At 58.1% G+C, this 26563-nt stretch carries 16 protein-coding genes; 9 read left to right on the plus strand and 7 right to left on the minus strand.

The window, feature by feature from the left end; all coding sequences use genetic code 11:
• Positions 1–204: 204 nt before the first annotated feature.
• Genes mdtC through FS690_RS00985 form a run of 3 tightly spaced genes read right to left on the minus strand, consistent with a single transcriptional unit; the run spans position 205 to position 7606 of the window.
• Positions 205–3282: a multidrug efflux RND transporter permease subunit MdtC gene (mdtC, locus tag FS690_RS00975; protein ID WP_039385407.1), complete on the minus strand. Its 3078-nt coding sequence runs from the start codon at positions 3280–3282 to the stop codon at positions 205–207.
• Positions 3279–6401, minus strand: coding sequence for an MdtB/MuxB family multidrug efflux RND transporter permease subunit (locus FS690_RS00980; protein ID WP_145338937.1), 3123 nt, complete (start codon positions 6399–6401; stop codon positions 3279–3281). Before FS690_RS00980 ends, mdtC begins: the two co-directional genes overlap by 4 nt.
• Positions 6401–7606: an MdtA/MuxA family multidrug efflux RND transporter periplasmic adaptor subunit gene (locus FS690_RS00985; RefSeq protein ID WP_145338938.1), complete on the minus strand. Its 1206-nt coding sequence runs from the start codon at positions 7604–7606 to the stop codon at positions 6401–6403. The genes FS690_RS00980 and FS690_RS00985 overlap by 1 nt, the downstream gene beginning before the upstream one ends.
• 245 nt (positions 7607–7851) lie before the next feature.
• Here FS690_RS00985 and FS690_RS00990 point away from each other — a divergent pair, with 245 nt between their 5' ends.
• Together FS690_RS00990 and FS690_RS00995 are read left to right on the plus strand one after the other, a co-directional pair.
• Complete coding sequence (locus FS690_RS00990; protein WP_039385402.1) at positions 7852–8814, plus strand: aldo/keto reductase; 963 nt, start codon at positions 7852–7854, stop codon at positions 8812–8814.
• A gap of 213 nt (positions 8815–9027) precedes the next feature.
• Entirely contained in the window at positions 9028–10362 is a 1335-nt protein-coding gene (locus tag FS690_RS00995) for a carbohydrate porin (RefSeq protein WP_145338939.1), read from the plus strand.
• Between the two features lie 43 nt (positions 10363–10405).
• Here FS690_RS00995 and yegD read toward each other — a convergent pair whose 3' ends face one another.
• The 3 genes from yegD to FS690_RS01010 all read right to left on the minus strand — a co-directional run bounded on the left by yegD (position 10406) and on the right by FS690_RS01010 (position 15124).
• A complete protein-coding gene (gene yegD / locus FS690_RS01000; protein WP_104085196.1) occupies positions 10406–11758 on the minus strand; it encodes a molecular chaperone in 1353 nt (450 codons plus the stop codon).
• A gap of 71 nt (positions 11759–11829) precedes the next feature.
• Entirely contained in the window at positions 11830–14394 is a 2565-nt protein-coding gene (locus tag FS690_RS01005) for a diguanylate cyclase (protein ID WP_104085195.1), read from the minus strand.
• Between the two features lie 118 nt (positions 14395–14512).
• On the minus strand, positions 14513–15124 hold the full coding sequence (locus FS690_RS01010; protein ID WP_039385398.1) for a phosphatase PAP2 family protein: 612 nt from the start codon (positions 15122–15124) through the stop codon (positions 14513–14515).
• Between the two features lie 233 nt (positions 15125–15357).
• On the opposite strand from FS690_RS01010, the gene udk reads away from it, so the two are divergent.
• The 3 genes from udk (at position 15358) to asmA (ending at position 18520) form a co-directional block, all read left to right on the plus strand.
• Positions 15358–15996 (plus strand): uridine kinase, encoded by a 639-nt coding sequence (gene udk / locus FS690_RS01015; RefSeq protein WP_039385396.1) that lies wholly within the window; start codon positions 15358–15360, stop codon positions 15994–15996.
• A gap of 86 nt (positions 15997–16082) precedes the next feature.
• Positions 16083–16664 (plus strand): dCTP deaminase, encoded by a 582-nt coding sequence (gene dcd / locus FS690_RS01020; protein ID WP_039385394.1) that lies wholly within the window; start codon positions 16083–16085, stop codon positions 16662–16664.
• Positions 16665–16723: 59 nt separating this feature from the next.
• A complete protein-coding gene (gene asmA / locus FS690_RS01025) occupies positions 16724–18520 on the plus strand; it encodes an outer membrane assembly protein AsmA (protein WP_145338940.1) in 1797 nt (598 codons plus the stop codon).
• Between the two features lie 181 nt (positions 18521–18701).
• On the opposite strand, the gene FS690_RS01030 is transcribed toward asmA, so the two are convergent.
• Entirely contained in the window at positions 18702–20270 is a 1569-nt protein-coding gene (locus tag FS690_RS01030) for a TerC family protein (RefSeq protein WP_145338941.1), read from the minus strand.
• Positions 20271–21053: 783 nt separating this feature from the next.
• On the opposite strand from FS690_RS01030, the gene wbaP reads away from it, so the two are divergent.
• The 4 genes from wbaP to wzc all read left to right on the plus strand — a co-directional run bounded on the left by wbaP (position 21054) and on the right by wzc (position 26551).
• Entirely contained in the window at positions 21054–22487 is a 1434-nt protein-coding gene (gene wbaP, locus FS690_RS01035; protein ID WP_039385388.1) for an undecaprenyl-phosphate galactose phosphotransferase WbaP, read from the plus strand.
• Positions 22488–22786: 299 nt separating this feature from the next.
• Positions 22787–23917, plus strand: a complete 1131-nt coding sequence (locus FS690_RS01040; protein ID WP_175540437.1) for a polysaccharide export protein — start codon at positions 22787–22789, stop codon at positions 23915–23917.
• Between the two features lie 9 nt (positions 23918–23926).
• Positions 23927–24361 carry a protein-tyrosine-phosphatase gene (locus FS690_RS01045; protein ID WP_039385385.1) on the plus strand — a complete coding sequence of 145 codons (435 nt, stop codon included), beginning with the start codon at positions 23927–23929 and terminating at the stop codon, positions 24359–24361.
• A 12-nt stretch (positions 24362–24373) separates the two neighbouring features.
• A complete protein-coding gene (wzc, locus tag FS690_RS01050; protein WP_039385383.1) occupies positions 24374–26551 on the plus strand; it encodes a tyrosine-protein kinase Wzc in 2178 nt (725 codons plus the stop codon).
• Positions 26552–26563: the final 12 nt, after the last annotated feature.

Below are 26563 nucleotides of genomic sequence, written 5' to 3' on the forward strand. Positions count from 1 at the left end.
TTGTTTACCCCGGGGTGCATTAATGCAGCAATTGTCCCCGCAGGGGCGCCATTAATGGTGCCCTGGTTTCGTACGTGTTGATTGCCCAGGGGCGCATAAATGCGCCCCCTACGGAAACCAGAAGGCACGTCCCCCTGTAGGGGCGCCATTAATGGCGCCCGGGTTTCGTGTGCGTTGTTTTCCCGGGGCGCATTAATGCGCCCCCTACGAAATTCGGGTGGTTGCTGGCTCTGTGACGGCTTTGCGGCGGCGTAATTTATCCATCAGCAGATAGACCACCGGCGTGGTGTAGAGCGTCAGCAGCTGGCTTACCACCAGGCCGCCGGCGATGGTGATGCCCAGCGGCTGCCGCAGTTCAGCACCGTCGCCGCTGGTCAGCACCAGCGGCAGGGCGCCAAACAGCGCGGCCAGCGTGGTCATCAGAATCGGGCGAAAACGCAGCTGACACGCCTGGAAAATCGCCTCGCGCGGGCTCAGCTGCTGCTGTCGTTCCGCCTCCAGCGCAAAGTCGACCATCATGATGGCGTTCTTTTTCACAATCCCTATCAGCAGCAAAATGCCAATCAGCGCAATCAGGCTGAACGGCGTATCAAACAGTTTAAGCGCCAGCAGCGCGCCGGTTCCGGCCGACGGCAGCGTCGACAGAATCGTGAGCGGATGCACATAGCTCTCATACAGAATGCCCAGCACGATATAGACCGCTGCGATGGCTGCCAGCATCAGCCAGAGCTGGCTGGACTGCGACTGCTGAAACACCTGCGCGGTACCGGCAAAGCTGCCGCGCACGCTGGAGGGCACCCCCAGCACCGTCATGGCGCGATCGATCGCCGCGGAGGCCTGCGACAGAGAGACGCCTTCCGGCAAATTAAACGAAATGGTTGTCGCTGCAGAAAGCCCCTCATGGTTGACGGAGAGCGGTGCGTTAGCGGGCTGCCAGTGGGCAAAACCGCTCAGCGGAATCGCTTTGCCGTCGCTGCTGACCACAAACATCTGGTCGAGCGCGCTGATATCCTGGGTATAGCGCGGATCCACCTCCATCACCACTTTGTACTGATTCAGCGGCTGATAAATGGTTGAGATCTGACGCTGGCCAAAGGCGTTGTTCAGCAGATCGTTGGCGGCTGAAACGTCTATGCCGAGGCGCGCCATGCTTTCACGATCGTATGTAATAGCCATTTCGCTGCCTTTATCCTGCTGGTCGGAGTTAACGTCAGTGAGCTGCGGCAGGGCAGAGAAGGCCTTACGGATTTTGGGTTCCCACTCACGCAAATCGGCAAGGTTATCCGACAGCAGGCTGTACTGATAGCTGGCGTTCGACTCCCGTCCGCCGACGCGAATATCCTGTACGGCGTTGAGATAGAGGCTGGCCCCCGGCTCCTTAGCCAGTTTGGTGCGCAGGCGGGCGATCACCTGCTGGGCGCTTTCGCTGCGCTCAGAGAGAGGCTTCAGCGCCACAAACATCAGGCCGCTGTTGGTGCCGAGGCCGCCGGTAAAGCCGGTGACATTATCCACCGCCGGATCCATTTTGATGATATTCATAAAATCTTCCAGCTTGCCGCGCATCGCCTGAAACGAGATGCTCTGATCGGCAGACAGAAAACCGCTCAGGCGACCGGTATCCTGTTCCGGCATAAAGGTTTTGGGTATCGTAATAAACAGCCAGACGGTCATCGCTACCGTGCCGCCCAGCAGCAGCAGTACCCAGATGGCGTGGCGTAACACCCAGCGCAGCGAGCGGGCATAGCCATCCTGCGTCCGCTGCAGCAGCCGGCTGAACAGCCCGGGCGCGGCAGGCTGTGCCGGTTGCGGCTTCAGCAGATACGCGCACATCATCGGCGTCAGCGTGACGGAGATAAACAGCGAGATCAGGATCGCCACTGACAGCGTAATGGCAAATTCCGAAAAGAAGCGTCCGATAATGCCGCCAATCATCAGCAGCGGCAGAAACACCGCAATCAGCGACAGGCTCATCGACAGCACGGTAAAGCCCACTTCGCGGACGCCGGTCAGCGCCGCCTGCAGCGGCTTCATGCCAGCCTCAACGTGGCGGGCAATATTCTCCAGCACCACAATCGCGTCATCCACCACAAACCCGGTGGCGATGGTTAGCGCCATCAGCGACAGGTTGTTAAGACTGAAGCCGCACAGATACATGGCAGCAAAGGTGCCAATCAGTGAGACCGGCACCGCCGCAGCAGGAATGAGCGTGGCCCGGCCGTCGCGCAGGAACAGAAACACCACCAGAATCACCAGCACCACGGCAATCACCAGCGACTGCTCGACTTCATGCAGCGAAGCGCGGATAGTCGGTGAGCGATCCTGGGCAATCTGCAGATCGATCGCCGCCGGAATGAAATCGTGCAGCACCGGCAGCTCAGCGCGAATGCGATCCACGGTATCGATGATATTGGCGTCCGGCGACTTACGGATCACCAGCAGCACCGCCGGCTTGCCGTTGGTCATCCCGGCGTTACGCACATCCTGCACCGAATCCTGCACGCTGGCGACATCGCTCAGGCGAACCGCCGCACCGTTGTTATAGTGCACCACCAGCGGCTGATAGGCGCTGGCGCTCTGCAGTTCATCATTGGTACGCAGCTGCCAGCGCTGCTGGCGATCGTCGATTGCGCCCTGCGGTCGCCGCTGGTTAGCGTTGCTGATGGCGCTGCGTACCGCATCCAGCGACACGCCCTGATTAAACAGCGCCTGCGGATTGAGATCGACGCGCACGGCGGGCAGCGAACTGCCGCCTACCGTGACGTCGCCGACGCCCTCAATCTGCGACAGTTTTTGCGCCAGCTGCGTCGAAGCGTAATCATAGAGCTGACCCGGATTATAGTCGTCCGAGGTCACCGTCAGGATCATAATCGGCGCATCCGAGGGGTTCGCTTTTCGATAAGAAGGCCGGCTCGGCATGCCCGACGGCAGCAGGCTCTGCGCCGCATTAATCGCGGCCTGCACATCGCGCGCGGCACCGTTAATATCGCGGTCAAAATCAAACACCAGAATGATGCGCGTGCTGCCCAGTGAGTTCGTCGAGGTCATTTCACTGACGCCGGCAATGCGCCCCAGCGAGCGCTCCAGCGGCGTGGCCACCGAGGCGGCCATGGTTTCCGGTGAGGCACCCGGCAGCGAGGCCGAAATCATAATCACCGGAAAGTCGAGCTGCGGTAGCGGGGCGACCGGTAGCAGACGAAAACCAAGCATCCCCGCCAGCGCAATCGCCAGCGTCAGCAGGATGGTGGCGACCGGGCGGTGAATGAAGAGGGCAAAAAACTTCACGACTGCGCCTCCGGACGACCGAAGCGCCTGCGGGTAGCGTGCGCCAGGCGATCAAACAGCAGATAGATGACCGGCGTGGTAAACAGCGTCAGGATCTGGCTGAGGATCAGGCCGCCCACCATGGCGATGCCGAGCGGATGGCGCAGCTCAGCGCCGACGCCGGTGCTGAGCATCAGCGGCAGCGCGCCCAGCAGCGCCGCCAGCGTGGTCATCAGGATCGGGCGAAAGCGCAGCAGGCAGGCCTGATAGATAGCGTCACGCGGCGCCATGCCCTGTTCACGCTCCGCCGCCAGCGCAAAGTCAATCATCATAATGGCGTTTTTCTTTACAATACCGATCAGCAGAATGATGCCGATAATGGCGATGATATCGAGTTCGTTACCGCTCAGCATCAGCGCCAGCAGCGCGCCGACGCCCGCGGTGGGCAGGGTAGAGAGAATGGTAATCGGATGAATAAAACTCTCATACAGCACGCCAAGAACGATATACATTGCGACCACGGCCGCCACAATCAGCCAGACGGTGCTGCTCAGCGCGGCTTCAAACGCCAGCGTACTGCCCTGGAACTGCGTGACGATATCCGCCGGCATACCCAGCGCCCCTTCTGCGGCGGTGATGGCCTGCAGCGCTTCCTCAAGTGAATAGCCATCGGCCACGTCAAAAGAGAAGGTTGCGGACGGGAACTGATCGAGATGATTAATACTGAGAGCGGTATGCCGCTCCTCTGTGCTGGCGATAGCGCTGAGCGGTACGCTGCCGCCGTCGCTGCTTTTAAGCCGGATCCCCTCCAGGCTCGCCAGTCCCGGCGTCTGCGCATTATGCTGCTCCAGCACCACGCGATACTGGTTTGCCTGCGTGTAAATCGTTGAGATCAGCCGCTGACCAAACGCGTTATACAGCGCATTATCGACGTCAGCCATGGTGATCCCGAGCCGGCTGGCGCTGTCGCGGTCGACGCGCACATACGCTTCCAGCCCCTGATCCTGCCAGTCGCTGCTGACGTTGCGCAGCTGCGGTGCCTTTTCCAGCTGGCCGATCAGCGCCGGGACCCAGCTGCTCAGGGCGTCAAGCGAGCCAGACTGCAGCGTAAACTGATAGGGGGTACGGCTGCTCTGCGTCTCAATGGTGAGATCCTGCACCGGCTGCAGCCAGAGCGAGACGCCCGGGATCTGCGCCACCGCCTGCTGCAGCCGCGCCTGCACCACCGGAATGCGGTCGTCGCGCTCATCCAGCGGCTTGAGGTTGATCTGCAGCCGGGCGCTGTTAAGCGCAGGATTGGTGCCATCTACCCCGACAAAAGAGGTCAGGCTTTCAACCGCCGGATCCTTCATCACCGCTGAGGCAACATCGCGCGTGCGCTGCGCCATGCTGGCGTAAGAGACCGACTGCGGCGCCTGCAGGGTGCCCTGAATAATGCCGTTATCCTGCTGCGGGAAGAAGCCTTTCGGGATCGCCACCCACAGCAGCACCGTCATCAGCAGCGTGCCGATCGCCACGCTGAGCGTCAGCCACGGATGCTGCAGCACGCGCGTCAGTCCACGTCCGTAACCGGCAATGACCCGCTCAAACAGCGCCTCGCTGGCGCGTGAGAAGCGGTTCTGCCGGCGCAGCGACTCCGCGCTCAGCATGCGCGCGCACATCATCGGCGTCAGCGTCAGCGACACCACGGCTGAGATCAGAATGGCGATAGCCAGCGTGACGGCGAACTCACGAAACAGCCGGCCAATCACATCGCCCATAAACAGCAGCGGGATCAGCACCGCAATCAGCGAAAAGGTGAGCGAGATAATGGTAAAACCGATCTCTCCCGCCCCTTTCAGCGCGGCGGTGAGCGGCTTCTCGCCTTTCTCGATATAGCGTGAAATATTCTCGATCACTACAATGGCGTCATCCACCACAAAGCCGGTGGCGATAGTCAGCGCCATCAGCGTGAGGTTGTTGATCGAGAAGCCCATAAAATAGATGGCCGCAAACGTACCAATCAGCGAAAGCGGTACCGCCACGGCAGGAATGATCGTAGCCGGTACGTTGCGCAGAAACAGGTAGATGATCATGACCACGAGCGCCATGGCCAGCATCAGCTCATGCTGCGTATCAGATACCGAGGCGCGAATATTGGTCGTGCGATCGGTCAGCAGTTTCATGTCGACCGATTTGGGCAGCGTGGCGGTAAGCGATGGCAGCAGCGCCCGGATATTATCAGCGGTGTTGATAATATTGGCGCCGGGCTGACGCTGGACGTTCAGCACAATCGCCTGCTGGCGGTTAGCCCAGGCGCCCAGCCAGCTGTTCTCTGCGCCCGATTCGATGGTCGCAACGTCGCCCAGTCGCACCGGCGCGCCGTTGCTGTAGCTGATAATCAGGCGACGGTAATCCTCAGCCGATGTCATCTGATCGTTTGCTGACAGCGTGATAGATCGCGCCGGGCCATCAAGGCTGCCTTTCGCTGAGTTGACGTTGGCGTTGCTGATAGCCGTGCGCACATCTTCGCTGGTCAGTCCTAACGCTGCCAGCGCCTGCGCATTCATTTTGACCCGCACCGCCGGACGCTGTCCGCCGGAAAGGGTAACCAGGCCTACGCCGGAGACCTGCGCAATCTTCTGCGCCACGCGCGTTTCCACCATATCCTGCACCTGCGTCAGCGGCAGGCTGGTCGTGGTGACCGCCAGCGTCATGATAGGCGGATCGGCCGGGTTGACTTTGCTGTAGGCGGGCGGATTAGGCAGATCGCCAGGCAGCAGGTTAGTGGCGGAGTTTATCGCCGCCTGAACCTCCTGCTCCGCCACATCCAGCGCCAGCGACAGCTGAAACTGCAGCGTGATCACCGAGGCGCCGCCGGAACTTTGCGATGCCATCTGTTTCAGCCCGGACATCTGGCCAAACTGGCGTTCCAGCGGTGCGGTAATCGACGAGGTGACCACATCCGGACTGGCTCCGGGATAGAGCGTGACAACCTGAATAGTGGGGTAGTCCACTTCCGGCAGGGCGGAGACCGGCAGAAAGCGGTAGCCCAGCAGGCCAGCCAGCAGAATCGCAATCATCAGCAGCGTGGTGGCGACCGGGCGTAAAATGAACTGACGTGACGGACCGCCGCCAGCGTCAGGAGGCAGTACCTGCATTATTGACGCTCTCCCCGGGCTGGCTGCGCGGCACGCGTGGTCTCTGTTGCCGTACTCTGTGGCGCCACGACGTCAACCGTTGCGCCGTCAGTGAGGCGATCGATGCCGTCGGTGATGACCCGCTCGCCCGCCTCCAGTCCGGCACTGATCACCACTTTCTGGCTATCCTGCAGTCCGGCGGTGACGCGTTTCTTGCTGACCTTGTTTTCGCTGTTAACTACCCAGACAAAGTGGCCCTCATTGCTCATCTGCAGCGCGGCGGCCGGAATAGTCACGGCGTTCTGCAGCGTATCTGCTTTCAGACGTGCGTTAACAAACTGGTTGGGAAACAGGGTGTCATCTTCATTGCTGAAGCGTGCTTTCAGCTTAATGGTGCCGGTAGTGGTATCGATCTGGTTGTCCAGGCTCAGCAGCGTGCCCTGCGTCAGCAGCGTGGTGTTGCTGCGATCCCAGGCCTCCACCACCAGCGGCTGACCGCTTTTCTGCGCTTTCAGGATCTGGCTGATATAGCTCTCAGCCACGCTGAATACCACATCAATCGGATGCGTCTGGGTGATCACGACCAGGCCATCGGTGTCGCCGGTGGTAATGTAGTTGCCGATGTCGACCTTGCGTAACCCGATACGTCCGGCAATCGGCGCGGTGATGCGGCTGTAGGTCAGATTCAGCTGCGCGCTCGCAACGTTGCCCTCATCCGCTTTAATGGTGCCCAGCGTTTCGCTCACCAGCGCGCGCTGGGTGTCGAGATCCTGCTGCGATACCAGGGACGTTTTCGACAGCTTCTCATAGCGGCTGAGATCGCGGCGGGCATTCGCCAGCGTGGCCTGATCCCGGGCCAGCTGGCCCTGCGCCTGCGTGAGAGCAACCTGATACGGGCGCGGGTCGATCTCAGCCAGCAGCGTGCCGGCAGCCACCTGCTCGCCTTCCGTAAAATGCAGCGCCATCAGCTGCCCCTCAACGCGGCTGCGCACCGTAACCGTATTTGCAGCGGTGACGGTGCCGAGGCCGTTCAGATAGTAGGGCACGCTTTGCAGTTCAGCCGTTGCCGCCTGTACCGGCGCGGCTGGCCGGTTTGCTCCACCGCGCTTCTCTTTAGCCTGCGCCGGCTGTGCTGGCGTGGCGCGCAAGTGCCAGGCGTAATAACCGCCAGCCGCTACCGCCAGCGCGATAAGAATTAACAGACCTGTTTTGGTTCGACTCTTCATTACTCTGCGTGCTCTCCAGCCATGTCGCTTTCCTGATACGCTTGCCCGACATCCGGACAGCGCAAACGAAAATAAGTGTAGCCGCCTGCGCCAGGCGAAAATTGAAGGAATTAAGAATATCTGCTCAGCGCGGCGTAAAGGATTTCCCGGTTCTGACACTATTCTGGCATGAATAGACCCCGGTGCGACTTTTTCATTTGCTACGCTTAAAGACAAACCTATCTCGTTTAACCAGGGAGAGCGCAATGAAACAACCTGCAACCCGTCAGCTGGGCGACAGCGGTATTACCGTTCCGCGCCTGACTTTTGGTGGTAACGTTTTTGGCTGGACAGTCGATGAGAAGACCTCCTTTTCACTGCTGGATGCGCTGGTCGAAAATGGCCTGTTTTTTATTGATACCGCGGATGTCTATTCCCGCTGGGTGCCGGGCAATCAGGGAGGTGAATCGGAAGCGATCATCGGCAAATGGTTAAAGCAGAGCGGCAAACGCGATCGCATCGTGCTGGCGACTAAAGTCGGCATGGAGCTGTCGCCGGAAAAAACCGGGCTGAAGCCTGCGTATATCCGCCAGGCGATAGAGGATTCCCTGCGCCGGCTGCAGACGGACGTGATCGATCTCTATCAGGCGCATCGCGATGATGAGCAGACGCCGCTGGCAGATACCCTGAAAGCGTTTGATTCCCTGATCAAAGAGGGCAAGGTACGCGCTATCGGCGCCTCAAATTACTCCGCAGCGCGTCTGCAGGAGGCGCTGGATGTCAGCAGCAAAGAGGGGCTGGCGCGCTATGAAACGCTGCAGCCGGAATATAACCTTTACGATCGCGAAGGGTATGAGAACGGCCTGGAGCAGGTGGCGGTGAAAAACGGTCTTGGCGTGATCAACTACTACTCGCTGGCGAGCGGCTTTCTCAGCGGCAAATATAAAAAGCCGCAGGATGCGGGTAAAAGCCCGCGCGGTCAGGCGATAGTGGAAAAATATCTCAATGAGCGCGGCAGCCGCATTATTGAGGCGCTGGAGGATATCGCTGCCTCGCACGATGCGTCAGCCACGCAGGTGGCGCTGGCGTGGCAGATTGCGCGTCCCAGCATTACCGCGCCGATTGTCAGCGCAACATCGCTGGCGCAGCTGGATGAACTGGTAAAAGCCACCCAGCTGGAGCTGAGCAAACAGGAAATTGAGGAGCTGGCGCGCGCCAGCCACCTCTGATCCCGCCCGGGGTGCTGCGGCACCCCGTATATTGATACAGGGCAATCAATAGTCACTGTCACACTTTGAATGTTTAAATCTTAGATATTCATCACAAATGCGCTAATCCACTGACTGAGCAGGCGTAAATCCACACGAAATTGCAAAACCCTGCTGCTGCCCGGCACTATCCTCTGCGCGGTTTTCCTTATAACTTTGCAGAAGATAACAACGATGAAAAAAATTTTTGCTTTGCACCCGCTGCCGCAGCTGGCTGCGGGCACGCTGATGCTGGCTATGTTCAGTTCTGCCGCCGTCGCGGCAGATGCGTTCAGCTACGATTCGCCCTGGATGCTGGGTGACTGGAACGGCAGCCGCACGCAGCTGGAGAGTGCCGGCGTGAAGTTTGACGTAAATTACACCATGGAGAGCGCCGCCAATCTTGGCGGCGGAGCAGACAGCCACACCTCAATGCGCTACAGCGATCAGTGGGCGTTTGGCGCGAATCTCGATCTGCAAAAGCTGCTCGACTGGCAGGATGCGCAGTTCCAGGTCACCGTCACTAATCGCGACGGGCGTAACATCTCCGATCAGGTAGCCGATCGCCGCACCGGCATGCTCTCCTCCGTGCAGGAGGTCTATGGCCGCGGCCAGACGTGGCGTCTGACACAGTTCTGGCTGAGCAAAGGGCTGTTTGACAACCGGGTTAATCTCAAGGCCGGACGGGTCACCGTGGGTGAAGATTTTGACAGCCTCGACAGCAGGTTTCAGAACCTTGCCTTTGGCAGCGGTCAGGCAGGCAACTGGCGCGGCGACCGCTGGTTTAACTGGCCGGTTTCACAGTGGGGCGGACGCCTGAAAGCGAATATCACGCCCGAACTCTTCTTCCAGGTCGGCTTTTATAACCAGAATCGCGCCAACTACGATCGCGGCGACGGTTTCCGCCTGGATACCCGTCATTCAGAAGGCAATCTGGTGCCGGTCGAGCTGGGCTGGAAACCGACCCTGGGCGCAGCGGGGCTGCCGGGCAACTATCGACTCGGCTATTACTACTCATCCGTAAACGGGGATAATTACGGCAGCTGGCGGGATGGGGGCTATCAGCGTCAGGAGCACGCTTATGGCGGCTACCTGCTGCTGCATCAGCAGCTGACCGCGCAGGGCGGAGACGCCAGCCGCGGACTGGGGGTAACGGTGCAGGCGGTCATGAACGATCGTAAGACGTCGAAAACCGATAATTATCAGTCCATCAGTTTTACCTGGAAGGGGCCGCTTGATGCGCGTCCGCAGGATGAAATCGGTATTGGTGCCGCGCGTATTCACGTTAACAGCGCCTACAGCCGCGCCCTGCGCCAGCAGAACGCAGCCAGTGGTGAAACGCGCTTTGACAGCCCGGCTTATCTGCCGCTGCAGGCGGGATCGGAATACAACTATGAGATTTACTACAATGCGCAGCTGGCGAAGTGGCTGCAGCTGCGGCCTAACCTGCAGTATGTCGTGGCGCCGGGCGCGGTCGGAGAGGTAAAAGATGCCTTTGTCGGCGGCATCTCAGCCAATATCAACTTCTGACGGGCAGGGAGGAGGCGCAGGCTGCGCCTCCTGTTACGATCCGCTAGCGGAACATCACCTCTGCCCAGCGCGCCAGTCCGGCGGTCACCGAACCAAAGTCGTCGCCGCCGGCAATCGGGGTATCAGGCAGCGCCTGCTGCAGCGCCGCACGCAGCAGCGGCGAGCGTGCGCTGCCGCCAGTAAGATAGATCACGTCCGGTCGGGTCTCGCTGGTGGTCAGCGCCAGCTGTACCTGCTCCAGCATCCGCTCCAGCGGCTGGCTGATCGCCTCTTCCAGCTGCGTCGCGCTGATCTCCGCCTGCAGCGACTGCGCAATAAACGCCAGCGACGCATCCGTTTCCGCCTGCGCTGAGAGCGCAATTTTGCTCTCTTCAGCCGCGCGTACAAGCCGGTAGCTTAGCTTCTGCTGCCATACTTTGAGCAGATGCGCCACGCGGTTTCCCTCTTCTGCATCGCGCACCAGATCCTGCAGCAGCTTACCGCAGGCGGCGGAGTAGAACTCGCTCTGTGCCGGAACGTCGTTAATTGCGACAGCGTTCCACCACGGCAGGGCGGGGAGCGCCGTGCCCTTGCGGGTGCTGCCGCCCAGACCCAGCAGCGGCATCAGCGTTTTAAACGCCAGCATGATATCGAGATCGTTGCCGCCGACGCGGCAGCCGCTGTGCCCCAGCAGGCTGGCGTGGCGGTCAGCTTTCTGGCGCCACTCCGGCCCCATCAGCAGCATGGAGCAGTCGGTGGTGCCGCCGCCGATATCGACCACAAGCACGCGCGTCTCTTTGTCCAGCGTGGCTTCAAAGTCCAGCCCGGCGGCCACCGGCTCAAACTGAAACTCAACGTCACGAAAGCCGGCGCGCTGTGCCGCACGCAGCAGGATCCCCTGCGCCTGCTGGTTGGCATCGTCACCGCCCAGCCCCTGAAAGTTGACCGGGCGACCGATAACCGCCTGGTTGATCTGCTGCCCGAGCTGCGCTTCACCCTGCTGGCGGATATGTAGCATCATGGCGCACACCAGATCTTCAAAAAATGCGATCTGCTGCGGCTTCAGGCCAGAGGCGCCCAAAAAGGATTTCGGTGATTTGACGAACCAGACATCTTCCGGCTCCGTCATATATTGCTGCAGCGCGGTCAGGCCAAACTGCACGCTGCCAGGGGTTATCTCGATATCTTCTTCGCGGTTGTAGCGCAGCGCGCGCTGCAGCAGGGCGGTGTTTTCGCTCGCGGGCGTGGGCACCTGATGGTGGCGATGCAGCCATTCGCTGATCGCCTCGCGCACCGGGGCGCAGATCATCGAGGGCAGCAGCGGCTGGTCATTTTCCAGCGCCAGCATCCGCGGCGTGCCGTTATCGCTTACTGCAATAGCGCAGTTCGCTGTGCCGTAGTCAAAACCGATATACATCTTATGCCCCATGCCAGAAAAAAAGGGGGCGACTTTAGCGCAGGCTGGTCATGCTGGCAATATGCAGTGCTTCATCTCTCCGCATCCTGATAAACCTGATACTGACCGCGCCCGGCATGTTTGGCGCTGTAGCAGGCGACATCGGCCTGCGACATCACCACATTGCTGAGGCAGTTGCGCGCATCAATCTGCGTGATGCCGGCGCTGGCACCCACCTGGTAAGGATGCGTTTTCCAGTAAAATGTATAGTTATTGACGACATTCACGATGCCCTGCACCAGATCGCGGATTTGATCGACCTCGCAGTGCGGCAGCAGGATGCCAAACTCATCGCCGCCGAGGCGCGCCAGCATATCGCTGCTGCGCAGCTGCTGCTGCATCAGCACCGCCAGCTCGCGCAGCAGCGCGTCCCCCGCCGCATGGCCGGCGGTATCGTTGACCGCTTTAAATTTATCCAGGTCGATAAACACCAGCACATGCGGCGTGCCGGTGACGGCCGCATCATTCACCAGCCGTTTCAGCCGATCTTCAAAGCTGGGCCGGTTAGGCAGCTGCGTCAGCATGTCGTGTGACGCGCTATAGCTCAGACGCTTCATGATCTGGCGCGACTCGCTGACATCCTGAATGACCATCACTACCCCAATGGTGCTGCCGGCCAGGGTTTTCAGCGGCGTAATACTGTAGTGGATCTCTATCTGCGCGCCTGCCAGCGTATGCAGCACCAGCCCCTCATCCAGCGCCGGAGAGATTTTTTCATCCGGCAGCGTACAGAGCAGCAGATTGTCGATGCGCGGGCCGTCAGCGCCGCGCGTGATATTCAGCAGCTCGCCAAGGGGCGTGCCGGCCGCCTGCTCCTGCGGCCAGCCGCTCAGGCTTTCAGCAACCGGGTTCATAAAGGTCACGCACATCTCATCGTCGGTGCTGATCACCGCTTCGCCAATCGAATCCAGGGTGATCGCCATACGCTCTTTTTCCTGGAACAGCGCGTCATTAAGGGTACGCAGTGAGGTGATATCCTGGCAGATCCCGAGCATGCGCTCGATCTGTCCATCCTGGCTCAGGATACGGTTCGCTTCTGAGCGAATAAACTGTACGCCGTGCGGCAGGTTGAGACGATACTCAAGATGAAAGGCCGAGCGGCGCTCAATCGCCTGCTGCACAATCAGCGCCAGGCTTTCGCGCTCGGCAGGATCGACCAGATGCAGCCAGAGGTCATACGTGGGTTTCTGCTGCGGATCCAGTGCAAACAACTCATACATGCGCTTGTCCCAGAGCATCTCCCCGGTTTTCAGGTTCCACTCCCAGACGCCGATGCCGCCCGCTTCATTGGCCAGCGTAATGCGCTCCATCAGCTGGCGGTTGCGCTGCTCGCTCTGCCGCAGCTCGGAGATATCGACAATCTGCGCGATAAAATAGAGCGGCTGCTGCTGCGCGTCGCGCACCATAGAGACGGTCAGACGCGACCAGACGATCTCGCCATCTTTGCGAAAATAGCGCTTTTCAAAGGTATAGGACATCAGGTCGCCCGCCAGCAGACGCTCCATCAGCTGCAGATCGCTGTGCAGATCGTCCGGATGGGTGATCTCCTGGAAGGTCAGCTGCGTCAGTTCATAGGCGCGATAACCCAGCGTACGGCAAAGTGACTGGTTCACCTGCTGCCACTTTCCGTTGGTGCCGACCAGCGCCATACCGATAGCAGAGTACTCCATCGCATTGCGGAAGCGCGCTTCACTCTCGGTGATATGGTTTTTCTCGCGCCGGAAGGCGTCCATGATCAGCGCCATGACATGGCTAGGCAGCAGCACCAGCAGAAAGGGCAGCCAGGCAGAGACCAGACCGGGCGAAGCGCCACTCTGTACCGGGTTGACCCAGTCCAGCGCCAGCAGCAGCGAAATGAAACTGGCATTAATAAAGCAGAGCAGGAACGCTTCAAATTTTGGCAGCCGGACCGCACACCAGAACAGGATCACCACGATAAAGGTAAACGGCCACGGCAGAAAGCGCAGGGAGAGATAGCTGGCGAGCAGGGTAACCAGCAGCGTCAGCAGGGTCTCCAGCTGGCGGCCCGGCGCGATCAGTTCACGCAGCGGCTTAGCGGGCCACAGCAGTACCACCGGACCAAACGCCAGCACGCCGATCACTTCCGAAATCACCCAGGTGGAGAAGAAGGGAAGCAGCGCCTGCTGATCCACCTGCAGCAGCCAGATCGCAATCAGCCCGCCCAGCAGAGGAGCCAGCAGGCCGGCGCAGAGCGCAAAGCGGATCCAGTCGGGCAGGGCGTTCAGCGGCGCGCGGCGGTTCAGCAGCAGACGCAGCATGCCGCCGGCCAGCAGCGCCTGTATCAGATTCAGAAGGGCAAATTTAGCATTGCTGAGCGCGGGACCAATAACCAGCAGATTTGCCAGCGCGGTGCCCGCGACGCAGCCCGCCAGCAGCAGCGGAATATGTTTTAGCGGCGCGCGGAAAACGACGCCGGTCATCAGCGCCGTTGAGTACCACAGCGGCGAAATACGACCGCTGACCACAATCAGCTCCAGACAAAACAGCGTAAGCAGAAAAGCCAGTATGCTCAGCGTAACGGCAGTCAGCCAGCGGCCTGGCGATTTATCCTGCGCGGTGACTATCTCAACAATCATGTACCAGTCCAGCAGCGCGCAACCCGGTATGGGGAAAATACGCCAGTCAGTTTCTGCCCTGCATGCTAGCACATTCAGACAGGATCTTTACGCTGAATTGGCTTAAGTCATGGCGCTGTCAGCGAAAAAGGTCGGCACGCTTAAACGGTTTTTCCAGTCCGGCGAGCTTGACCGACAGACGCTCCAGGAACTGCTGCGTGGTGGCGACGCGCCCGTGACCCATCAGCAGCAGCGGCACCAGGAAGGCGACGCCAACCTGCAGGGCGCTAAAGCCTTTCAATACCGTGCGGCGCTGGCTGATGAGAAACGCGCTGCTCAGGGTAAAACCGAGCAGCAGGCCCGCCAGCACTTCACTGACGGAGTGCGCATGAATAACCAGGCGGGAGAAACCCACCATCAGCGGGATCGCATACCCGATGGCGATCGTCACGGCGCGCCAGAAAGTGGACCAGCGCCCGGAGATCAGCCACATCATTACCGGCCAGAGCGTGGAGGACATCGCGCTGTGGCCGCTGAAGCCGGTGAAGTTAAAGCGTGCGCTGCCGATGCCAAAGCCAAGAAACATAATTTTAGACAGGCTGACCAGCAGCCCGGCGAGACCAAACGCCAGCAGCCAGTACCAGACGGTACGCTGACTGCTGCTTTTCCACGGCAGCACCAGGGCGATGATCACCGCGGTGGGGATCAGCAGCATGCTGTCGCCAAAATAGGTCAGTGTTCTCCAGCTCATATTTTTCCTTGCAGGGCTAACGGGCGACCCGCACAAACCGGGCGCGGGCAGCCCGACAGTCTATCGGTTCAGCGGCTGCCTGCCAAAAGGAGATTTTCTGAAAAAGGGCGCCGCCGCATTTACTCTGGCGTCAAACCGGCGAAATACCTATAATTGCCGCCACCAAACCCTCTCATTTGGCCCGTTGCTGCTTCGGCAGAGGCGTGCTCCCAGTTATCAGGTCTCAAAAAAGTATGACTGACAAGTCCCATCAGTGCGTGATCGTTGGCATCGCAGGTGCATCTGCATCCGGAAAAAGCCTTATTGCCAGCACGCTCTTTCGTGAAATCCGTGACCAGGTCGGTGACGAGCATATCGGTGTGATCCCCGAAGATGCCTACTATAAAGATCAAAGCCACCTCACCATGGAAGAGAGGGTAAAAACCAACTATGACCATCCGAGCGCAATGGATCACGATCTGCTGCTGCAGCATCTGCGTGCGATCAAGTCAGGACAGGATATCGATCTGCCGGTTTACAGCTACGTTGAACATACCCGCACCAGCGAAAGCATTCATCTGAAGCCAAAAAAAGTGATTATCCTTGAGGGCATTCTGCTGCTCACTGACGCGCGCCTGCGTCAGGAGATGAACTTCTCTATTTTTGTCGACACCCCGCTGGATATCTGTCTGATGCGCCGCATGAAGCGCGACGTGAATGAACGCGGTCGCTCTATGGATTCCGTCATGAATCAGTATCAGAAAACGGTCCGTCCGATGTTCCTGCAGTTTATCGAGCCTTCCAAACAGTACGCCGACATTATTGTGCCGCGCGGCGGTAAGAACCGTATCGCTATCGATATTCTCAAAGCGAAAATTAATCAGTATCTTTAATACGCTGTTTCGGCATGGATCGAATGCGTCAGGGCTGTCACCGTGCTGGCGGCCTTTCGCTACACTTTAATTAGGGAGTTTCTGCGATGAGATTATGCGATCGCGATATTGAAGCCTGGCTCGACAGCGGCAAGCTGGCCATTGAGCCGCGTCCGCCGGTGGAACGCATTAACGGCGCCACGGTGGATGTGCGGCTGGGTAATGGGTTTCGTACCTTCAGCGGCCATACTGCCGCCTTTATCGATCTGAGCGGACCCAAGCAGGCGGTAAGCGCCGCGCTGGATCGGGTGATGAGTGACGAGATTGTATTACCGGATGGCGAAGCGTTTTTCCTGCATCCGGGTGAGCTGGCGCTGGCGGTGACGCTGGAGTCGGTGACCATTCCGGACGATCTGGTTGGCTGGCTGGATGGACGTTCTTCCCTGGCACGACTAGGGTTAATGGTTCACGTTACGGCACACCGCATCGATCCGGGCTGGCAGGGGCGTATCGTGCTGGAGTTTTACAACTCCGGCAAGCTGCCGCTGGCGCTGCGTCCCGGTATGCTGATTGGAGCGCTGAGCTTTGAACCGCTGTCGGGCCCGGCCGCACGTCCCTATAACCGGCGTGAAGATGCAAAATATCGCGGTCAGCAGGGTGCTGACGCCAGCCGTATCGATAAAGATTAATCGCTGTACCCGCGCCCGGGCAGGGCTGACGAGGCGCGGATCATCACATTGAGGATGCAATGAGAAGATTGATAACCACGCTGGCCATCCTGTTAGTGGTAGTGGTGGCAGGGATGGCCGCACTGGTACTACTGGTTAACCCCAATGACTTTCGCGCCTACATGGTAAAACAGGTAGAGCAGCGCAGTGGTTATCAGCTGGTCACGGGCAGCGATTTGCGCTGGCACGTCTGGCCTCAGCTCAGCATTCTTTCCGGACGTATGAGCCTCACCGCACCCGGTGCCAGCCAGCCGCTGGTGACCGCCGAAAATATGCGGCTGGACGTCGACCTCTGGCCGCTGCTCACGCATCAGCTCAGCGTCAGTCAGGTAATGCTGAAAAACGCGATTATCCGCGCCACGCCGGAGAGCGCGCCGCAGAAGCCTGGCGGCGCCCCCATCGGCCCTGGCGACAGCGAGCCGGCATTAGCCGCCTCACAGAGCTGGAGCCTGGCCATTGCGAAACTGCGCGTGGCTGACAGCCTGCTTATCTGGCAGCAGCCGGGCGGAGAAGAGTACAACTTCCGCAATCTTAATCTGAGCCTGGATCAGGACAGCCGCAAACAGAACCACATTGAGCTGAGCACGCGCCTGTCGCGTAACCAGCGCAACCTCAGCGTTGCCCTGCAGGGCGAGATGGATGTCTCACGCTATCCGCATCAGGTCAGCGGCGAGCTGGCGCAGCTTGATTATGCGCTGGATGGCGCGAACCTGCCGGTACAGGGCATTAAAGGCGCGCTGAGCGGAAAAGCGATATGGAACGCCGATAAACAGCAGTTCTCGCTGGCCGATTTGCAGCTTACCGCCAATGACAGTACGCTGCAGGGCAGCGCGGAAGGACGTATTGCGATGCCGCAGCAGCTGCGCCTGGCGCTGCATGCAACCTCGCTGAACATCGATAACCTCGCCGTCAGTACCCCGGTCAGCAGCGGCAGCGGGACCGTGCAGGCCGCGCCGGTGCAGCCGCCGGTCATTGCGGAACCGGTACTGCGCAATAACGCCGATTCACCGCTTAATACGCTCGATCTGCAGCTTGCCCTGAAGGCGGACCAGAGCCAGTGGCGCGGGCTGACGCTCAGTAACCTGCAGATCGACGCCAGCAATCAGCAGGGTCTGATGACGCTCAGCCGGTTACAGGGCCGGCTGGGTGACGGTCATTTCTCGCTGCCGGGTCAGATTGATATCCGGCAGCCGGTTACCCGGGCTGCGTTTCAGCCTGAACTGGAGAATATTGCGATTGCCCCTCTGCTGAAAGCGCTGGCGCTGCCCGCTGCGCTTGAGGGGACGCTATCGCTGCAGGGTAAGGTGAGTGGAGCCGGGCTGAGTGTAGAAGAGGCGAAGCAGAACTGGCAGGGCAGTGCCGATCTTGAGGCCACCAATCTGCAGCTTACGCAGCTTAATCTGCAACAGATGGTACGCCGCGCCGTCGCGCGCGCCAGTAGTGAGGTCACCAACGATCAGCCTGATAGCCAGGGCATACAGCAGCTGGCGGGCCATATCAGCCTGCAGCAGGGAAAAGTAGCGTTTACCGATCTGCAGGGCGGCAGCAGCCAGCTGGCGCTTCAGACGCGCGGAACCGTTGACGTTGTGCAACAGCAGCTGGATGTCACCATCAATATGATGCTGCGCGGCTGGAAAGGGGACGAGCGTCTGGCAAAAGTCCTGAATCAGCAGCCCATTCCGCTCCGTATGTATGGTCGCTGGGACAAACTGCAATATTCGCTGCCGATAGATGATGTTGTGCGCCAGCAGCTGCAGAGCGAAGCGAAATCGCGTCTTAATCAGTGGCTCGATCGCCACCCGTCAGGAGCGCATTAATACGGCAGGTGCGCGTTAACCACCAGGGGCGCATCAACACGGCTGGGTCGCATAAACACGCCAGGGGCGCCTTAATGCGCCCCCTACGGTTTTGTAGGGGCGTCGTTTACGGCGCCCGAATGTCGGATTGTGGATTCACCAGGGGCGCATTAATGCGCCCCCTACGTTTACAGGGACGCTGCTACGGCGCTTCTGATAAAGGATGCGGCATAATTTCCACTTTCTGCACCCGATGATTGTCCACCTGCAGCGCGCGCAGCAGGTAATCTCCTATCCGCAGCTCTTCACCCTCTTCGGGGACATGCTGCAGCGTGTCCATCAGCAGGCCGGCCAGCGTGTGATAATCGCGTTTATCATTTACCGGCAGCGCGACATAGAGCGCCAGATCGTCCAGCGGCATATGCCCGTTTGCGATCCAGCCTCCCTGCGGGCCGGGTTCAATATCGTAGCGCGCATCCAGCTCCTCTCCTTCATTAGGCAGATTACCGGCGATAGTCTCCATCACGTCGCTCAGCGTCACGACGCCTTCGACGGAGCCAAACTCATCGACAATAAAGGCAAAATGCGTGCGCGCCTGGCGAAACTGCTCCAGCGCCTGCAGCAGCGTTACCCGTTCCGGAAACACCAGCGGCTGACGGATCAGCGCGCGCAGGTCAAGGGAATCACTGTGCAGCGACTGATGCAGCAGATCGATAACGTGCACCACCCCCAGCGGATCGCGGCCATTTTCCGTCACCAGAATACGCGTGTGCTGATTGCGATCGAGCTTCGCCATAATCTCTTCAGGCGCTTCACTTAAATCAACCGATTCCACATCGTGCCGGGAGGTCATAATGGTGTTGATCTGCCGCTGCGCCAGCCCCAGCACCCGGGCGATCATCAGCCGCTCCTGACGATTAAACAGAGCGCCTTCATCGCTATGGCTCAGCAGCGAGGCCGTATCCGCATCCAGTTCAGCACGCTGCGCCTCTCCGCGCAGAATGCGCAGGACCGCTTCGGCCGTGCGCTGGCGTAGCGGACGGCCGGCTGACAAAAAGCGGCGGCGATTAAAGCTCGCCAGCTGATTGAGCATTTCAATCAGAATAGAGAAACCGATAGCGGCGTAGAGATACCCTTTGGGAATAACAAAGCCAAACCCCTCTGCAACCAGGCTGAAGCCAATCATCAGCAGAAAGCTCAGGCAGAGGATTACAATCGTGGGATGACTATTCACAAAACGTGTCAGCGGCTTGCTGGCGAGCAGCATAAGCAGAATAGCAATGGTGACCGCGGCCATCATTACCGGCAGCTCATTGACCATGCCCACTGCTGTGATGACGGCGTCGAGGGAGAAAATAGCATCCAGCACCACGATCTGCGCCACCACCGGCCAGAATTTAGCGCCGTTCTTATTCTGACCACCCTCATCGTCACCCCCTTCGAGTCGCGCATTTAGCTCAGTGGTCGCTTTATAGAGCAGGAAAATACCGCCCAGCAGCAGCAGCAGATCGCGTGCGCTGAAGCTATGCTGCCAGAGGGTGAGCAGAGGCTGTGTCAGCGTGACCAGCCATGAAAGCGAGGCCAGCAGCCCGAGGCGGGTCAGCAGCGCCAGCATCAGGCCAATCACGCGCGCCCGGTCGCGCAGCAGCGGCGGCAGCTTTTCGACCAGAATGGCAATAAACACCAGGTTATCAATGCCCAGCACCAGCTCCAGAATGATTAGCGTTACTAATCCCGCCCAGAGCGACGGATCAAAGATCCACTCCCACATACTCATGTCACCGTAATGTCTCAAAATGGGTTTAATCTGATGATAGTGAATGGCCGGAAACAGGGCAAAACCCTGCCGACCCTGCTGGTATAAGGTTATACGTGTCAATCGGGAAAATGTTCAGAGTGCAGCAGGCAAAATAAGCAAAATGTATGGATTAAGAATGCAGGAGGAGGGGCGTCGCGCACAATTAATTGTTATGCCAGGTGGTGAGGTTTGCCGCGTACATTTTACCAATCGTATATCCGAATAATTCTGAATTTTCACCGCTGATTGCGCGGCAGATGTGGCGTCATTACTAATGGCTGGTAGTCTTTTTCCTAAAATAGCACAGGGGGCACGGGCCCTACTTGTAAACAAGCCAGTAATAACTAGTATAGCAACGTGTCAGTAAATGTCTGCGCCAATCTGGTTAATAGCGCAGGGTAATGCATTTTAAAGTTGTGAATTGTGAACCTGCACGATCCTGCCAGGAGTTATCCTGGAAAAATGGTTAAAAAAGCGCAAAACAGGATGAGCAGGCGGTATTGGCAGCGACAGCCAGGGGCGGTAGCGTGCCTGAACCGGCTTAAACAGGAAATGAACTGTCTGGTGTAGCGGCAATGGAACTCAGACTAATCCGTTGGTATTTATCACAATTTTCTGGCGAAAAGCAATAGAGAATTGACCTAAATACCGGGGAGTTCGCCGCAGTTTGCTCAACAGGCTCCGACTGAGTATCGCTCATTTATTACACAGGCCTGTAGCGTTAGGGATTAGGGAAATAAAATAAAAGAGTTAAATATGCGCGATAACGAATTTACATATAAAAGTCTTCTGACCAAATTTTTACTGGCGTGCTCAGATTTAATTTGTTTTAACGCGGCGTTGTTTATTGCACTCGCCCTGATTAATTCATTATCTGACTCGCCACTGGCTGATATCTCTGAAAAAGATCTCAATTTAAAAATTGCTACTCACATCTGTCTGTCAATTATCTGTACGGGCTGGTTCTGGGTCCGTCTGCGCCATTACACTTACCGCAAACCTTTCTGGTTTGAGCTGAAAGAGATATTTCGTACCGTGTTTATTTTCTCGGTTATCGATTTGTCTATTTCTGCATTATCGCAGTGGCAGATGTCGCGTTTTGTCTGGGTACTCACCTGGATTCTGGCGCTGATCCTGATCCCGGTGGCGCGTGCCGTTTCCAAACGGGTACTGAACCATTTTGGTATGTGGAAAAAGCAGACCATCATCATTGGCAGCAGCCGTAACGCACAGGAAGCCTGGCAGGCGCTGCAGAGTGAAGAGGTGATGGGCTTTGACGTTATCGCCTTCTTTGATGTCGACGGCAGCTGTCCGCAGGCCAGCATTTCCGGCGTACCTGTGCTGCATAACGAAGCTGAGCTCTGGCAGTTAACCAACAGCGAAACGCAGTTTATCGTTGCGGTTGAGTCTGAGCAGAGTCAGCATCGCGATCTGTGGCTGAAAAACCTGGCTATGCACAATTGCCGTTCAGTCTCCGTTATTCCGACGCTGCGTGGTGTACCGCTCTATGGTACGGATATGGCCTATATCTTCAGCCACGAAGTGATGATTCTGCGTGTAAACAATAACCTGGCGAAGCGTACCTCGCGCTTCCTCAAGCGCGCGTTCGATATCGTTGGTGCGCTCGGTATTATCGTGGCGCTGTCGCCGGCGCTGCTGGTCCTCGGCTTTATGGTTGGCCGCGATGGCGGACCGCCGATTTACGGTCACGAACGCGTCGGTATGAACGGACGTAAGTTTAAATGCCTGAAGTTCCGCTCAATGGTGATTAACTCCAAAGAAGTGCTGGAGGAGGTGCTGCGCACCGATCCGGTTGCGCGAGCGGAGTGGGATAAAGATTTCAAACTGAAAAACGACCCGCGTATTACCAAAGTCGGCCATTTTATCCGTAAAACCAGTCTGGATGAGCTGCCGCAGCTGTGGAACGTGGTGCGTGGTGACATGAGCCTTGTCGGGCCGCGTCCGGTGATTGAAGATGAACTCTGCCGTTATGCCGGGGATGTAGATTACTACCTGATGGCGAAGCCAGGCATGACGGGATTGTGGCAGGTCAGCGGTCGTAACGACGTTGACTACGAAACACGCGTCTATTTCGACTCGTGGTATGTCAAAAACTGGTCGCTGTGGAATGACATCGCGATTCTGTTTAAGACAGTCGGCGTAGTGCTTAAGCGCGACGGCGCATATTGATAGACAGCGAAGGCGGGGGAGGGTATCTCTCTCGCTGAATAACTGCCGGTGCTGGGAGTCTTGTTATCTGAACACTGCCATTATCGAGCCTGATTAAAGCGGAGAGGTTGTTGAGCTGCACTATTCCGCTTTAATTGATGTCGTCCGGGGGCACGGTGACAACATAAAAACCAAGGGAGCAATGATAATGACCCACAGTTTCAGTGTTTAACCCGTTAAATTAAATTTTTGTAAGACGCTTACACAGCGGCGTTTTCGCCTCTATCAATCATTAACTGATAGCGAATAACCAGATGATAATGAAAACTAAATTGATACCTTTACTGGTATCCGCAACTTTTCTCTCCGGGTGCACCATTGAACCAGGTTCGCACCTTACGACCAGCGGAAAAGATGTCATTGAGCAACAGGATAGCAACTTTGACATCGATAAATACGTAAACGTCTTCCCGATGACTCCTCGTCTGGTTGAACAGATGCGTCCTAAGCCACTGGTTGCACAGGCTAACCCACAGCTGCAGAACGAGATTCAGAGCTACGAATACCGCATCGGCGTGGGCGACGTGCTGAATGTCACCGTCTGGGATCACCCGGAGCTGACGACCCCGGCCGGCCAGTATCGCAGCGCCAGCGACACCGGCAACTGGGTACAGGCTGACGGTACGATTTTCTATCCGTACATCGGCAAGGTACGCGTTGCGGGTCGCACCGTAACGGAAGTGCGTGCTGAGATTGCGCGCCGTCTGGCGCAGTACATTGAAAGCCCGCAGGTAGATGTTAACCTGGCGGCTTTCCGCTCGCAGAAAGCGTATATCACCGGTTCAGTGACCACTTCCGGTCAGCAGCCTATCACCAACGTGCCGCTTACCGTGCTGGATGCGGTTAACGCCGCGGGTGGCCTGGCTGCTGATGCTGACTGGCGCAACGTCGTGCTGACGCACAACGGCCGCGAGCAGCGTATTTCGCTGCAGGCGCTGATGCAAAATGGCGACCTCAGCCAGAACCATCTGCTCTATCCGGGCGACATTCTTTACGTTCCGCGTAATGACGACCTGAAAGTCTTTGTGATGGGTGAAGTGCGTCAGCAGGCTACGCTGAAGATGGATCGCAGCGGCATGACGCTGGCAGAAGCACTGGGCAACGCGCAGGGTATGGATCAGACCACCTCTGATGCAACCGGCGTGTTCGTTATCCGTCCGATTCGCGGCGCGAACCGCACCAAAATCGCCAACATCTATCAGTTGAATACCAAGGATGCGGCGTCAATGGTGATGGGTACGGAGTTCCAGCTGGAACCGTATGACATCGTCTACGTCACCGCGACACCGATTACCCGCTGGAACCGCGTTATCTCCGGACTGCTGCCGACCATCGTAGGTATCGACGATGCAAGCTCGTCAGCGCTGCGCTTCCGCAACTGGTCGAACTAAGGTTTTACCATGATTAAGTCAGTGTTAGTGGTCTGTGTGGGTAACATCTGCCGTTCGCCAACCGCCGAGCGGCTGCTGAAGCGTGCACTGCCGCAAACGCGCGTGGCCTCGGCGGGCCTGGGTGCCCTGGAAGGGTACCCGGCCGATAAGATGGCCAGTGAGGTTGCCGCTGAACATGGCCTCTCGCTCGACGGACATCAGGCGCAGCAGTTAACGGCAGAGATGTGCCGTGACTTCGACCTGATTCTGGTGATGGAGAAGCGCCACATTGAGCAGGTCAACCGCATCGATCCCGCCGCGCGCGGAAAAACGATGCTGCTGGGGCACTGGCTTAATCAACAGGAAATTGCGGACCCGTACCGAAAGAGCCGTGAGGCCTTCGACGCTGTGTACGGGTTACTGGACAACGCAACCCAGAAATGGGTCAACGTATTAAGCCGATAGTTGGGATTATCCATGAATATTAAAAACAAGGTCATGACCGCGCCAAAAGAAGATTCGAATGGATGGGATCTGGCGCATCTTGTGGGACAGCTGGTTGATCACCGCTGGATCATTGTTGCCGTTACCGCCTTCTTTATGCTGGTGGCAACGCTCTACACACTGTTTGCGACGCCAATCTATAGCGCAGACGCCATGGTTCAGGTTGAGCAGAAGAACACCGCTTCGGTGCTGAACGACCTGACCGACGTTCTGCCAGCCATGCCGGCATCCGATACCGAGATTCAGATCCTTGAATCCCGTATGGTTATCGGTAAAACCGTTCAGGACCTGGGCCTGGACAGCGTGGTGCAGCAGCACTACTTCCCGGTTATCGGTAAAGGCCTGTCGCGCCTGATGGGTAACAAGCCAGGCCAGATCGCTATCTCACGCCTGGAAATCCCGCGCAGCATCGATAAGCGTACCGTTGAGCTGGAAGTAACCGGTGCAGATACCTATACCGTAAGCAGCGACGGCGACGAGCTGTTCAAGGGCCGCGTGGGTCAGCTGGAGCAGCATGGCGAAGTCACTATGCTGGTCAGCGGTATTCAGGCGGATGAAGGCACGACCTTCAGCGTCACGAAACTGACCGACCTGCAGGCGATTAAAACCGTTCTGGGCGCGCTGACCGTAGCCGATAAAGGCAAAAGCACCGGCGTACTGGGCCTTGAGTATCGTGATGAAGATCCGGAGCAGGCGAGTCGTGTCCTGAACCAGATCGTCAACAACTACCTGCTGCAGAACGTTGAGCGTAAATCTGAACAGGCGGAAAAGAGCCTGCAGTTCCTGCGCAATCAGCTGCCTCAGGTGCGCGCCAAGCTGGATGATGCGGAAGATAAGCTGAACACCTTCCGTCGTCAGAACGCGTCAGTGGATATGTCGCTGGAAGCCAAATCCGCTCTGGATACCTCTGTCAGCGTGCAGAGCCAGCTGAACGAGCTGACCTTCCGTGAAGCGGAAGTATCGCAGCTGTTCACCAAAGATCACCCGACCTACCGCGCGCTGCTGGATAAACGCAAAACGCTAGAAGCGGAGCAGGCTCAGCTGAACAAGCGCATCTCCTCTATGCCGCAGACGCAGCAGGAGATCCTGCGACTGACGCGTGACGTACAGTCCGGTCAGGAGATCTACATGCAGCTGCTGAACCGTCAGCAGGAGCTGGGGATCAGCAAGGCGAGCACCGTAGGTGATGTGCGTATCATCGATAACGCTGAAACGGCCGGTAGCCCGGTTGCACCGAAGAAAACGCTGATTGTACTGGCTGGTCTGATTCTCGGTCTGGTGCTCTCGGTTGGTCTGGTGCTGCTGAAAGCGCTGTTCCATCACGGTATCGACAATCCTGAGCAGCTGGAAGAGCTGGGCATGAACGTCTACGCCAGCGTCCCGCTCTCTGAGTGGCAGCGCAAGAAAGATACCGAAGCCCTGGCGCGTCGTGGTCACAAAGAGAAGAGCGATCCGCACAATACGCTGCTGGCGCTGGGTAACCCGACTGACCTCTCCATCGAAGCGATTCGCAGCCTGCGTACCAGCCTGCACTTTGCGATGATGGAAGCGAAGAACAACATCCTGATGATCACCGGCGCCAGCCCGGGCATTGGTAAAACCTTTGTCTGTGCCAACCTGGCAACCCTGGTCGCCAAAGCGGGTCAGCGCGTACTGTTTATCGATGGTGATATGCGTCGCGGCTATACCCATGAGCTGCTGGGTGCGGATAACAAGCAGGGCCTCTCTAACGTCCTTTCCGGCAAGACTGAGTTCTCTCCGGCGATGATTCAGCGCGGCGTCTACGGCTTTGATTTCCTGCCACGCGGTCAGGTGCCACCTAACCCGTCTGAACTGCTGATGCATCGTCGTATGGGTGAGCTGCTGGAGTGGGCGAGCAAGAACTATGATCTGGTGCTGATCGATACCCCACCAATTCTGGCGGTTACCGATGCATCCATCATTGGTAAGCTGGCTGGAACGTCGCTGATGGTTGCACGCTTTGAGACCAACACCACGAAAGAACTGGATGTCAGCTACAAGCGCTTTGCGCAGAACGGCATCGAGATCAAGGGCGTGATCCTCAACGCCGTGGTACGCAAAGCGTCAAACGCCTACGGTTATGGCTACGACTACTACAACTACGAATACGGCAAAGAAGCCAAAAGCTAAATAACACCTTCA

The sequence above is a fragment of the Pantoea sp. PSNIH1 genome (assembly GCF_007680655.1).
Lineage (GTDB): Bacteria > Pseudomonadota > Gammaproteobacteria > Enterobacterales > Enterobacteriaceae > Pantoea > Pantoea eucrina.

What these genes read in the sequence shown, in the direction of transcription:
- FS690_RS00980 (WP_145338937.1), bottom strand. Translation starts at nt 6,401, where the DNA reads ATGCAGGTACTGCCTCCTGACGCTGGCGGCGGTCCGTCACGTCAGTTC.
- FS690_RS00985 (WP_145338938.1), bottom strand. Translation starts at nt 7,606, where the DNA reads ATGAAGAGTCGAACCAAAACAGGTCTGTTAATTCTTATCGCGCTGGCG.
- FS690_RS00990 (WP_039385402.1), top strand. Translation starts at nt 7,852, where the DNA reads ATGAAACAACCTGCAACCCGTCAGCTGGGCGACAGCGGTATTACCGTT.
- FS690_RS00995 (WP_145338939.1), top strand. Translation starts at nt 9,028, where the DNA reads ATGAAAAAAATTTTTGCTTTGCACCCGCTGCCGCAGCTGGCTGCGGGC.
- yegD (WP_104085196.1), bottom strand. Translation starts at nt 11,758, where the DNA reads ATGTATATCGGTTTTGACTACGGCACAGCGAACTGCGCTATTGCAGTA.
- FS690_RS01005 (WP_104085195.1), bottom strand. Translation starts at nt 14,394, where the DNA reads ATGATTGTTGAGATAGTCACCGCGCAGGATAAATCGCCAGGCCGCTGG.
- FS690_RS01010 (WP_039385398.1), bottom strand. Translation starts at nt 15,124, where the DNA reads ATGAGCTGGAGAACACTGACCTATTTTGGCGACAGCATGCTGCTGATC.
- udk (WP_039385396.1), top strand. Translation starts at nt 15,358, where the DNA reads ATGACTGACAAGTCCCATCAGTGCGTGATCGTTGGCATCGCAGGTGCA.
- dcd (WP_039385394.1), top strand. Translation starts at nt 16,083, where the DNA reads ATGAGATTATGCGATCGCGATATTGAAGCCTGGCTCGACAGCGGCAAG.
- asmA (WP_145338940.1), top strand. Translation starts at nt 16,724, where the DNA reads ATGAGAAGATTGATAACCACGCTGGCCATCCTGTTAGTGGTAGTGGTG.
- FS690_RS01030 (WP_145338941.1), bottom strand. Translation starts at nt 20,270, where the DNA reads ATGTGGGAGTGGATCTTTGATCCGTCGCTCTGGGCGGGATTAGTAACG.
- wbaP (WP_039385388.1), top strand. Translation starts at nt 21,054, where the DNA reads ATGCGCGATAACGAATTTACATATAAAAGTCTTCTGACCAAATTTTTA.
- FS690_RS01040 (WP_175540437.1), top strand. Translation starts at nt 22,787, where the DNA reads ATGAAAACTAAATTGATACCTTTACTGGTATCCGCAACTTTTCTCTCC.
- FS690_RS01045 (WP_039385385.1), top strand. Translation starts at nt 23,927, where the DNA reads ATGATTAAGTCAGTGTTAGTGGTCTGTGTGGGTAACATCTGCCGTTCG.
- wzc (WP_039385383.1), top strand. Translation starts at nt 24,374, where the DNA reads ATGAATATTAAAAACAAGGTCATGACCGCGCCAAAAGAAGATTCGAAT.